The 10,643-nt window shown below is 68.6% G+C and carries 10 protein-coding genes and 1 pseudogene; 4 read left to right on the forward strand and 7 right to left on the reverse strand.

What is annotated here, in order from left to right; all coding sequences use genetic code 11:
• The first annotated feature begins 162 nt into the window (after window positions 1-162).
• Window positions 163-462: a DUF1330 domain-containing protein gene (locus MOX01_RS01895; protein WP_046748534.1), complete on the forward strand. Its 300-nt coding sequence runs from the start codon at window positions 163-165 to the stop codon at window positions 460-462.
• A gap of 62 nt (window positions 463-524) precedes the next feature.
• On the opposite strand, the gene MOX01_RS01900 is transcribed toward MOX01_RS01895, so the two are convergent.
• The 4 genes and pseudogenes from MOX01_RS01900 to MOX01_RS01915 all read right to left on the reverse strand — a co-directional run bounded on the left by MOX01_RS01900 (window position 525) and on the right by MOX01_RS01915 (window position 4,054).
• Window positions 525-1,646, reverse strand: coding sequence for a hypothetical protein (locus MOX01_RS01900; RefSeq protein ID WP_141368166.1), 1,122 nt, complete (start codon window positions 1,644-1,646; stop codon window positions 525-527).
• The gene (locus tag MOX01_RS01905; protein ID WP_170224083.1) at window positions 1,633-2,256 is read right to left on the reverse strand and encodes an RNA polymerase sigma factor; all 624 of its coding nucleotides are present in this window, start codon (window positions 2,254-2,256) and stop codon (window positions 1,633-1,635) included. Before MOX01_RS01905 ends, MOX01_RS01900 begins: the two co-directional genes overlap by 14 nt.
• A gap of 66 nt (window positions 2,257-2,322) precedes the next feature.
• Window positions 2,323-3,521 (reverse strand): annotated as a pseudogene (locus MOX01_RS01910) (MFS transporter).
• Entirely contained in the window at window positions 3,518-4,054 is a 537-nt protein-coding gene (locus MOX01_RS01915; protein WP_230977773.1) for a Chromate resistance protein ChrB, read from the reverse strand. Before MOX01_RS01915 ends, MOX01_RS01910 begins: the two are co-directional and overlap by 4 nt.
• An 86-nt stretch (window positions 4,055-4,140) precedes the next feature.
• Between MOX01_RS01915 and MOX01_RS01920 the strand changes: the two genes are divergently transcribed.
• On the forward strand, window positions 4,141-4,755 hold the full coding sequence (locus tag MOX01_RS01920) for a class I SAM-dependent methyltransferase (RefSeq protein WP_061017386.1): 615 nt from the start codon (window positions 4,141-4,143) through the stop codon (window positions 4,753-4,755).
• Between the two features lie 25 nt (window positions 4,756-4,780).
• On the opposite strand, the gene MOX01_RS01925 is transcribed toward MOX01_RS01920, so the two are convergent.
• On the reverse strand, window positions 4,781-5,917 hold the full coding sequence (locus tag MOX01_RS01925; protein ID WP_141368167.1) for an epoxide hydrolase family protein: 1,137 nt from the start codon (window positions 5,915-5,917) through the stop codon (window positions 4,781-4,783).
• Window positions 5,918-5,978: 61 nt separating this feature from the next.
• On the opposite strand from MOX01_RS01925, the gene MOX01_RS01930 reads away from it, so the two are divergent.
• Window positions 5,979-6,689, forward strand: a complete 711-nt coding sequence (locus MOX01_RS01930) for a helix-turn-helix transcriptional regulator (RefSeq protein WP_197429237.1) — start codon at window positions 5,979-5,981, stop codon at window positions 6,687-6,689.
• Here the strand turns inward: MOX01_RS01930 and uxaC are convergent.
• Both uxaC and MOX01_RS01940 read right to left on the reverse strand, forming a co-directional pair.
• On the reverse strand, window positions 6,684-8,111 hold the full coding sequence (gene uxaC, locus MOX01_RS01935; protein WP_141368168.1) for a glucuronate isomerase: 1,428 nt from the start codon (window positions 8,109-8,111) through the stop codon (window positions 6,684-6,686). The genes MOX01_RS01930 and uxaC overlap by 6 nt on opposite strands.
• Window positions 8,108-9,154, reverse strand: coding sequence for a LacI family DNA-binding transcriptional regulator (locus tag MOX01_RS01940; RefSeq protein WP_046748541.1), 1,047 nt, complete (start codon window positions 9,152-9,154; stop codon window positions 8,108-8,110). The genes uxaC and MOX01_RS01940 overlap by 4 nt, the downstream gene beginning before the upstream one ends.
• Before the next feature lie 116 nt (window positions 9,155-9,270).
• Here MOX01_RS01940 and MOX01_RS01945 point away from each other — a divergent pair, with 116 nt between their 5' ends.
• Window positions 9,271-10,629: an ABC transporter substrate-binding protein gene (locus tag MOX01_RS01945; RefSeq protein ID WP_141368169.1), complete on the forward strand. Its 1,359-nt coding sequence runs from the start codon at window positions 9,271-9,273 to the stop codon at window positions 10,627-10,629.
• The last annotated feature ends 14 nt before the right edge of the window (window positions 10,630-10,643 follow it).

The raw sequence follows: 10,643 nt of genomic DNA on the forward strand, positions 1-10,643 counted from the left end.
GCGGTCAGCCCGGTCCTGGCCCGCACGAACACCGAGTCGGCGCCGAGCCCGCGTTCGAGCGGAATCGGCAGGATCGAGTCGATCGTCGGCGGTTCTCGGCCTGGTCGGACATACGCCGGTCGCTCAGGATGGATTCTCCGAGATCGACGGGAGAGCATCACGGTGACTGTCTATTGGGTGAACACGTTCACGAGCATTCGAGATCACGAGACGCTTGCGCGGTACGTCGAGCGCGCAGGTCCCGCGATGCGGGCCGGCGGCGGAAGGTTCCTCGCACGGGGTGCGCCTCTCGCAGTGCTGGAAGGCGAGTCGGCGTTGCGCACGACGATCATCGAGTTCCCGGATCTCGAGGCTGCGGTGGCGGCGTACCATTCCGAGGCCTATCAGGAGGCGCTGCGCATCCTCGGTGATGCCGCGACGAGGGAGATCCGGGTGATCGCGGCGGTGCCGGCGGCGGACTGAGCCCGGCGACAGTGCGCCTCCGCACCCGAGAGGATGCGGAGGCGCACTGCGGAGTGCCGGGCTCAGCCCACCGGTTCCGTCGTGAAGGTCACCGCGAAATCCGGAACCTCCTTCGGGAGGAAGGATGCGGAGCCGACCTCGACGGGAGTGGTGTCTTCGATGGACACGTTCCCGGGACCGGGGGGAACCCGGAGCAGGAACTTCTCGATCCGGAGGATGGAGCCGGTCGGGGGATTGACCGTCAGGCGGAAGCGGGCGTCGTCGGTCTCGTACACCAGGATCTTGTCGGCGGAGGCGTCGTTCTCAACGGCCATCCCGTCTGCCAGGGCGAGTGCCTCCAGGAACGTCGCGCGATACTCCGGGGAGGCGGAGAGGATGGGCACTGAATGTCCGAGTTCGTTGAGCATATGCTCCGCGGCGGGGATGTCGAGCCGTTCCTCGATGCTCGCGTACAGTCCGTTCGACTCCGGTTCGCCGTCCATGGGCATCCTCGCCGCTTCTGCTTTGGCAGCGATCAGTTGATCCTCCATGCCGGTCGTCCATGCGGCGAGGAAGGCCGCGGGGTCCGACGGGAAGTCGGTGGTCGACACCGGGAGTTCCCCGATGGGAGGCGCGTCGACGTCGACATCGCGCACCGTGAGGGGCTCCGCGCCGATGGGGAAGGATGACCCGTAGTACGAAGTCCAGGCGCGGTGGACGGCCGTGGCGTCGCCGTAGGTCTCGGTGGCGTGCAACTCGGTGTGCGACGTCTGCGACGAGCTTCCGTCCGCCGCATGGAGATACGTCACAGCCGATTCGGTGACGACGGCACCCGTGGCATCCGTCCTGAAGCTGCCGAACGGAGGGGACTGCTCATTCCGACCACCGACGAGGCGCAGGTGTCTGGTCGCCATGGTCACCTGGACCGGCTGCGCGGCAGCCGATCGGATGGAGGCCGCGGTCTCGTTGAGATAGGTCGATGCCGAGGCGGCCGGCGGTTGGCCGACGACTCCCGGCGGGATGAGTACGGAGGCGGCGACGGCGACCGCTGCGACCGCCGTGCCCGCGAGGGAGATCCCGATGATCCGTCCGAGTGGGCGGCGACGTCGCGACTGCGCGATCGCCTGGTGGAGGGCGCGGCGAGGTGCCTGCGGCGATGTGGGGTAGGTGGGCTTCATCTCCCGCACCGTGTCAAGGATGTCCATGGATGGTCTCTTTCTCGGCAAGTCGGATGTGGGTGGTCGCCGCGCGCGGCCGGTGGGGTGGAGCCGGCGACGGCGGGGGAGGAGCGGCGAGCTTCGCCCTGATGCGGCTGAGGCGTGAACGCACGGTACCGACCGGGATCGCGAGCGCCGCGGCGATCTGCTCGTATGTGAGATCGCCCCAGGCGTGCAGGAAGAGCACCTCGCGGTCACGGGCCGTCAGCGCGGCGATGCGGGGATAGAGGCGCTCGATCTCGCCTGCTGCATCGAGCTGCGAGGAGGAGCGGTCGTGATCGTCGGCAGCCACCTGGTCGTGCTGACCGACGGACGCCTGCAGCGCGCGCCAGTGTTGCGCCTGGGCCCTTCGGTGCTGTCCGAGGACATTCGTCGCGATGCCCATCAGCCAGGGCAGCGCGGAACTCCGCGTCAAGTCGTAGCGCCTCCGCTTGCGGAACGCGATCAGGAACGTCTCGCTCACGATGTCATCGCTCGCAGCCGGTCCGACGCGGCGGGCGACGTAAGCCGAGACGGCGCCGATATGTCGCTCGAAGATCTCGGAGAACCGTTCCGCGGCCTCGAGCGATTCGCGGATGATGTCGTTGTCGTTGCTCACACTAGGTATTCGTTCGGCACGGAGATCCGGTTCCATCGGGCGGCCTGCGTCGGCGACGAAAGTGCATCAGGTGTCGCTCTCCGCCCGCTCTCCTCCCGGTGATCGCGGCAGGACCCGGGTGGTCGCTCCCGAAGCGGCGACCACGACCGCGAGTGCCGCGAGACCCCAGGGAAGCGTCGCCGCCACCGCGACGGCTCCGACCAGCAGCGCCCACCGGCATCGCCGAGCTCGCGGCCGAGTTCGGCCGTGCCCATCGTGCGCCCCATCCGTTCGAGTGGTGTCGTCTCGGCGAGATGCGCGAAGGCGAAAGGCGTCGAGACGCCGATCCCGATGCCGAGCAGGGCGGCGGCGACGTAGAGACACGGGAGCACGGGGACGAACGCGGCGACCAGGATGCCGGCCGTGATCACCGCGAGGCCGAGTGTCATCGCGGTCCGATCGCTCAGGCGGCCGCTGTCGCGGAGCCTGCCCGCCCAGGGCTGGGTGAGTGCCGAGCTCAGCGCCAGAACCGAGGCGATCGCGATGCTCGCGAAGAGGGGAGCACCTTCACTGCTGGCGAGAGCGGGGAGGAAGCCGATCGCCGCACCGAGCGCGCCGGTGGACGCGGCGAGCACGAGCGTCGGGATGAGGAAGCCCCGCTCCGTCGTCTGACGGACCAGGTCGGCGACCGTGTACCGGGGTCGAGGCAGCGGCTCGAGTCGGGGCAGGGAGATCGCCACCCAGATCGCGGTGAGGACGGCGAGCGCGCTCAGGCACGTGAAGAGGAGGGGGAAGCCGCCCAGGAAGATCAGTGCGGCGCCGAGGAGAGGACCCAGTGTGTAGCCGAGGCCCTTCCAGGACCCGTATCTGCCGAAGTATCGCCCCTTCGCGCCCGGGGCAGCGAGCCGTGCGACCGTCGCCGAGGAAGCGGGCGAGAACGCCGAGGCTGCGGCGCCCTGCCCGAGCCGTGCGATCGCGAGGGCTGCCGTGCTCGACGACCACACCCCGACGAGCGATGCGACGCCGAAGCCCAGAAGCCCGAACACGATCACCGGCTTGGCGCCGATCCGGTCGGACAGCGAGCCGAAGACGGGTTTGAGGAACACCTCGGCGAGGTCGTAGATCGCCAGAAGCGCTCCCAGACGCAGGAGGTCGAGACCGATGTCCCCGCCGGTCGCCCCGATGCCTGCGGCGATGCTGTGGGCGCCGAACGCCGTCACGAAGCCGGCTGCATACAGCGGTGCGACCTGGCGGGTCGCCGGTGCGGCGGCGGTCGGCAGGCTCACGCGTGGACGGCCTGGTAGACGAGGTCGGCGAACCGGGCGAGATCCTGAACGCACGCGGCCAACTCGCGGTCGGCGTCCTTGGACGAGGCGGAGTCGAACACGTCGCGGGCGCGGATCGTGCGGTGCCAGCGCTGCAGTCGGTCGAGGCTCTGCTCCTCCTCTTCGAGCTCGGCCAGCGTGAACTTCTTCTTCTCGATCTCACGCGCGATCTCGGCGCGGTACTTCGCGCAGTCGGCGACGAACTCCGCCCAGTCATCTGCTCTCGCGGCGTCGAAGAGCTTCCGAAGGGCGGCGGTGTCACCGCCGTCGGCCTGGGTGCGAAGCACGAGGATGTCGCCGTTGCCGCGCTGTGCGAGCGCCCGCGCCCGGTCGACCCCCTCGACGCACGCAGGCACATCTGGCGTGACCCAGGTGCCCTGCCCTGCGGGTACCGCACCGAAATGACGCAGCTCGCGCCAGACCGCGACGCGATGCCGCGAGGGTGATGCGGGTACCTGCACCAGGAGCACGAGCCAGCCATCCGATTTCGTCACACTCGAAACTGTAACAGGTGTTACATCCATCTGTGGGCGAGACCTCGATAGCGTGGAGTCCGATCATCGCGAGAGCGGGGAGGGCCATGGCTCAGCAGGAGACGGAGGATGCGCGCGTGCGCGACGGGTATGCGGCGCGTGCGGTCGAGTACACGGAGTTGTTCGGCGACATCGCGCAGATGGATGACGTCGACCGGGAGCGCATCGGTCGCTGGGCGGACGGCGTCGACGGACGCATCCTCGACGTGGGGTGCGGTCCTGGACACTGGACGGCGTTCCTCGTCGAGCGCGGTGCCGATGCCGAGGGCATCGACCTGGTGCCGGACTTCATCGCCGGCGCCTCGGCGCGATTCCCCCACATCTCGTATCGGACGGCGTCTCTGGCCGATGCCGACATCCCGCTCGGTTCCTTGGGCGGCGTGCTGGCTTGGTACTCGCTGATCCACGCGACTCCGGATGGGCTTCCGCATCTGCTCGAGGCCGCTCGCCGCGGGACCCGTGAGGGCGGACATCTGCTGGTCGGCTTCTTCGACGGGGCGGACGGGCAGCCTTTCCCGCACGCCGTCACGACGGCGTACTACTGGTCGGTGCAGGGTATGTCGAACCAGCTCGAGCGCGCCGGCTTCTCGGTGCTCGACAGCGAGACCAGGGTGCAGGAGAGAAGGCGCCCGCACGCATCGATCAGCGCGGTCGCGATCTGATCGATGCGCACGGTGCCTGAGCGGATCAGGCGAGACCGCGGAAGAACCTGCGGATGTCGTCGGCCAGCAGCTCCGGCTCCTCCATCGCCGGGAAGTGCCCGCCCGCGGCGAACTCGCTCCAGTGGTCGATCGCACCGGCGGGATCCATCGTGCGCCGGATCAGGGGATGCGCGTCGAAGACGGCCCAGCCGGCGCGCACCCCGGAGGGCATGACGAAGTCCAGCTGGGCGTGCTCCGACTCGTAGAAGAACTGCGCGACTGAAGCACCGCTGCGGGTGAACCAGTAGAGACTCACGTTCGTCAGGAGCTGGTCGCGGTCGACATCCGGCGCCCCGTACCCGCCGTCGATCCTGCGCTTGAACTTCTCCACGATCCACGCGAGCTGGCCGACGGGCGAGTCGGTGAGGGCCGGTCCGACCGTGTCGGGTCGATGGTTGTGCATGCCGATGTAGCCGCGTTCCGCAGCGCTCGCAGCATGTGCGGCCTCGAGCTGGGCGAGCTCTTCCTCGGACAGACCATCGGGGGCGGGGAACATGGTGCCGACCAGCCCGAGCCACACGCGGTCGCTGGCGAAGTGCGTGCCGATGACGTGCTCCGGGTGCAGCGCGGCCAGTCTGCCGATGATCCCGGTGCCGACGTCCGTGCCGTGCGCCGCGAACCGGTCGTAGCCGAAGCGCGTCATGATCTCGGCGTAGGCGTCGGCGGTTCGAGCCAGATCCCACCCGGTCCCGGAGAGCGGGTTCGAGAACCCCAGTCCGGGCAGGGACGGGATGACCACGTGGAAGTCGTCCGTCAGCAGCGGGATCAGTCGCTGGTACTCGATGAACGACGCCGGCCAGCTGTCGCTGAGAAGCAGAGGCGTGGCTGCCGGGTTCGCCGAGCGCACATGGAGCACATGGAACGTCTGACCGTCGACGACCGTCGTGAACTGCTCATGCGCGTTGAGGGCCCTCTCCTGCGCCTGCCAGTCGAATCCATCGCGCCAGTGATCCGCGAGCTCCTGCAGGTAGGGAAGCGGGATCCCGCGGCTGAAGTCGGTGCGATCGTCACGTCCGGGAACGGGGAGCGGCCAGCGCGTGCGGGTCAGACGATCGTGCAGGTCATCGATGGCATCCTGCGGGATGTCGATGCGGAAAGGGCTGAGGGAGGTGTTCTGTGTCATGCTGTTGACGCTCTCAGGCAATGCGGAAGACCAGCTTCCGCATTTGCTGAGAGGATCAGACATGCTCGAGACCTCGGCCCGTCTGCTGGAACTGCTGTCATTGCTTCAGCTCAGACGCGACTGGACGAGTTCCGCACTCGCCGACCGACTGGGTGTGAGCACGAGGACCGTGCGCGCCGACATCGGCAAGCTCCGCTCGCTCGGTTATCCGGTGGATGCGCGCCCCGGCGTCGCGGGCGGATACCGCCTGGCCGCCGGAACCGCGATGCCTCCGTTGCTGCTCGACGACGACGAGGCGGTCGCGGTCGCCGTCGGGCTGGGGGTGGCCGCCACCTGGCGGCTCGGCGTCGAAGAGACCTCGCTCACCGCCCTCGCGAAACTCGAGCAGGTCATGCCCTCGCGACTGCGCCGTCGCGTCGACGCGATCCGTGAGGCGACGAGTGTGGTTCCTGGGGCCGAACCCCCGCTCGACCTCGCGGCGCTCAGCACGGTCGCCGCGGCCGTCCGTGCCCATGAACGGCTTCGCTTCGGCTACACGAAACCCGGCGGAGACGAAGAGAAGCGGCACACCGAACCGCAGCGCCTGGTGAGCTGGGGCTCGGTCTGGTACCTGCTCGCGTGGGATCTCGATCGTGACGACTGGCGCATCTTCCGCGTCGATCGCATGGTTCCACGGGCGTCGACCGGTGTGCGCTTCCGGCCCCGCGCGATCCCGGAGAGCGACGTCGTCGAGTACGTCGTCCGCAGGGTGACGAAGGCGTCCACGTCATGAAGCTGAGGCGGTACCCCCGGGCAGGCGGAACGTCGTCCTCGGGATGTCGTCCACGAAACGGTGCGCCAACGCGAAGGCCTGTTCTTCGGTGAGCCGGTGCTCGGAGACGAGTGCCGCCAGGTAGCCGGCGTCGAGTCGTCGGGACATGTCGTGCCGGGCGGGGATCGAGCAGAAAGCCCTGGTGTCGTCGACGAACCCGCTCGTCTTCGTGAACCCGGCACTGTCCGTCACCGACCGCCGGTAGCGGGCGATCGCGTCGGGGGTGTCGAGGAACCACCACGGCGCGCCGGCGTAGACGGACGGATAGAAGCCCGCGAGTGGTCCGATCTCACGGCTGAACGCTGTCTCGTCGACCGTGAACAGCACCATCCGGAACGTCTCGTTCGTGCCGAAGTCGTTGAGGATCGGGGTGAGCGGCCGCGTGAAGGCGGCGACGTCCGGCAGATCGTGCCCGCTGTCTGGGCCGAACCGCGCGAGCGTGTCACGGTGGTGGTTGCGGATGACGCCGGGGTGCAGCTGCATCACGAGTCCGTCTTCGGACGACATCTCGGCCAGCCGGTAGAGCATGTTGCGACGGTAGGCGGTCGCGTCTTCCGTGGTGGCGTCGCCCCGGAGCCCGGCGGCATGGATGCGCTCCGCATCGGCGCTCGTGAGCGGCTGCGACCCGGCATCGAGCACGCCGGTGTCGGTCGCTGTGCCGCCCGCTGCCCGGAATGCGGCACGGCGGCGGCGCAGGGCCTCGAGCAGCCCGGCGTAGTTCCCGGCATCGGTGCCGGCAGCTTCCGACAGCTCCGCGATCGCGATCGTCCAGCCCGCAGCCGATGGGTCCATGTAACGGTCGGCACGGAATGTCGGGAGCACATGCCCGTGGAAGGACGGATCGTCGCGCAGTCGTGCGTGAGCTGCGAGGTCGTCTGCGGGGTCGTCGGTCGTGGCGAGCACCTCGATGCGGAAGCGCTCGAACAACGCACGTGGGTGGAACTCGGCGGTGCGCAGCTGCGCGTCGATGTGCGCGTAGAGCTCGTCGGCGTTGCCCGCACTCGGCTGCTCCGTCACCCCGAACACCTCGGACAGCGAGGTCTCGAACCAGTAGCGCACCGGGGTTCCGAGGAAGACGTCCCAGTTCGCGCAGAACGCCCGCCATACCTCTTGCGGATCAGCGGGCGCGGCTCCCCGGCCCAGCGCGTCGAGGGGCACGCCGACTGCGTGGAGCAGACGCAGCACGTAGTGGTCGGGCGTGATCAGCAGTGTCGCAGGGTCTGGGAAGGGCTTGTCGTCGGCGAGCAATGCAGCATCGACATGGCCGTGCGGGGAGAGGATCGGCGCCGCGGCGACGGCGTCGTACAGCCTCCTGGCGAGCTCTCGCACGCCGGGATCGGCGGGGAGGAGTCGGTCGACGTGCGGGCTGAGTTCTCTGCTCATGATTCTCCTCCAGGGGTACGGCGCGGTGCGGAGCCGGTCGACTCCCGCACGGTCAGATGGGTCGGCAGCGCGGCGATGTGGCGGCGGGTGAGTGCGCTCGCGCCGATGCGCTCGCTCTGCAGTCGATCGAGCAGCATCGATACCGACAGCCGTGCGGCCTGTTCGACCGGAGCGGTGAGGGTGGTCAGCGGCGGGTTGCAGAAGTCGGCGCCGAAGATGTCGTCGCAGCCGACGATGCTCATGTCCTCCGGAACACGCACGCCTCGTTCCTTGAGCCGGATGAGCATGCCGATCGCGAGGAGGTCGTTGAACGCCACGCACGCGGTTGCTCCGGTGTTGAGTGCCGCATCCGCCGCGGCGGCGCCCGCTTTGGTGCGCGGCTGGTACGGCCCCACCTTCGTGTACTCGATGCCGAGCCGCTCGCACGCGGCCGCCACGGCCCGCCAGCGCAGGTTGCTCGCCCAGCTCGTCGGAGGGCCCGCCACGTAGCAGATGCGTCGATGGCCCAGCGAGGCGAGGTGCTCGACGGCCTGGTCGAAGCCGAGCGGTGTGTCGATGAACACCGACGGCACTCCTGGTACCGCCCGGTTCAGCGCGACCAGAGGAAGCTCGGCGCTGAGCTCGGCGAGCCGCTCGTCGGACAGGCGGGACGCGGTGAGGATCGCCCCGTCGTAAGAGCTGCGCAGCTCTTCGAGGGTGCTCTCCTCCATCTCCGGCGACTCCTCGGTGTGCACGAGGATCTGGGAGTAGCCCGCCACCCGCAGGGCCTGCTGGGTGCCGCGGATGATGCCGAAGTAGAACGGGTTGGTGACGTCGGATACGAGCACGGCGACCATGCGGGTCGATGGTGTCGCCGAGGCGTTCGACGCGGTGACGGGGGTGTAACCGAGGTCCTTCGCGATGCGGATGATGCGCTCGCGGGTGTCGGGGTTCCCGCGACCGGGGACGGCGAGTGCGCGCGAGGCCGTGGAGATCGCGACGCCGGCGGCATCGGCCACGTCTGCGAGGGTCGGCCGGTGCGGAGGCGGTGTGAGGGACGACATGGGGCAACAGAATCACAGGATGGCAATTACTGGCAATGGATTGCTAACAATTGCCACGCTTGCCTACCTTGGCGGAGACGCAGTCACGTCCACTCACTGTCTCGAAGGAGAGTTCAATGAAGTCTCGACCCCTGATCGCCCTCGGGGCGATGACCGCAGCAGCGATCGCGTTGACCGCATGCTCGGGATCCGGCGCTGGTACGGATGACGGCGGCACCGGTGGCGCTGTCGATGGGACAGGCCAGACGCTCACCGTGATGATGGCCGCGAACGGCCTCTACCCCGAGCAGCAGAAGGAATGGTTCGGGAAGGTCTCCGATGCGTTCGAGGAGAAGACCGGAGCCACCGTCGAGTTCGAGACCTTCGCCAGCGCCAACGACGAGCTCACGAAGATCCAGACCTCCGTGCTCTCCGGACAGGGCCCCGACGTCTACGGTCTCGGCACCACCTTCACACCCACCGCCTACGCCACGGGAGCCTTCGTGAAGCTCACCGATGCCGACTGGGACAAGGTCGGGGGCCGCGACCGCTTCGTGCCATCCACCCTGGGTATCTCCGGCCCGAGCGAGGACGACGAGATCGCCATCCCGTTCGTGAGTCGTCCCTTCGTGATGGCCTACAACACCGAGCTGCTTGCCGCCGCCGGCATCGAGGAGCCGCCGACGACCTGGGATGAGCTGACGGCTGCGGCCGCGAAGATCGAATCCGGTGATGTGCACGGCCTCGCGATCGGCTACGCCGACAGCTTCGACCCCTGGAAGTTCGTCTGGGGGATGAGCGTGCAGGCAGGCAATCCGCTGATCGACGTCGACGCCAAGAAGGCGGAGATCGACGACCCAGCCGTGGCCGCTGCGTATGACACCTACTTCGGCTGGTACCAGGACGGGCTCGTCGACCCGGCGTCTGTCGGGTGGAAGAACGCGCAGGCCGTCGCCGCCTTCGCCGACGGAAAGGCCGGCTTCCTGCCGATGACCTCCGCCAACTCCAAGCCCACGTTCGCGGGCTCGCCCGTCGCGGACTCCTACTCTTACGCGCTCCTGCCGACCATCCCGCCGGGGGAGACCGAACTCCCGAAGGGCGGAGAGGAAGCGGCGAGCATCCTCTCCGGCGACAACCTCGTCGTCGCGCAGTATTCGCCGAACCAGGACCTCGCCTTCGCGTTCATCGAGATGCTCACCAGCACCGAGTCGCAGCTCGACTACTTCGACACCTTCGGAGAGCTGCCCACCGGCGTGGAAGCTGCCGCGCAGGTCGAGAAGGACAACCCCGATCTGAGCGCCAACGTGCAGGCCGCCTCGCAGTCGGTGGCCACCCCGTTCACGGGCGCCTGGGGGGACACGCAGCTCGCCCTGACCAACGTGGTCGTCCAATCGCTGCCCGCCCTGCAGGGGGGATCGCTCAGCCAGAGCGCGATCGCCGCATCGATCGCCGAGGCTCAGGCGAGCGCGCAGTCGGCGCTCGACAAGTCCAAGTAGCGACGCGAGGACAC

The sequence above is a fragment of the Microbacterium oxydans genome (genome assembly GCF_006540085.1).
Classification (GTDB): Bacteria; Actinomycetota; Actinomycetes; order Actinomycetales; family Microbacteriaceae; genus Microbacterium; species Microbacterium oxydans.

Coding starts and splice junctions, on each gene's coding strand:
- MOX01_RS01900 (WP_141368166.1), bottom strand. CDS start 1,646: ATGGACATCCTTGACACGGTGCGGGAGATGAAGCCCACCTACCCCACA.
- MOX01_RS01920 (WP_061017386.1), top strand. CDS start 4,141: ATGGCTCAGCAGGAGACGGAGGATGCGCGCGTGCGCGACGGGTATGCG.
- MOX01_RS01925 (WP_141368167.1), bottom strand. CDS start 5,917: ATGACACAGAACACCTCCCTCAGCCCTTTCCGCATCGACATCCCGCAG.
- MOX01_RS01930 (WP_197429237.1), top strand. CDS start 5,979: ATGCTCGAGACCTCGGCCCGTCTGCTGGAACTGCTGTCATTGCTTCAG.
- uxaC (WP_141368168.1), bottom strand. CDS start 8,111: ATGAGCAGAGAACTCAGCCCGCACGTCGACCGACTCCTCCCCGCCGAT.
- MOX01_RS01940 (WP_046748541.1), bottom strand. CDS start 9,154: ATGTCGTCCCTCACACCGCCTCCGCACCGGCCGACCCTCGCAGACGTG.
- MOX01_RS01945 (WP_141368169.1), top strand. CDS start 9,271: ATGAAGTCTCGACCCCTGATCGCCCTCGGGGCGATGACCGCAGCAGCG.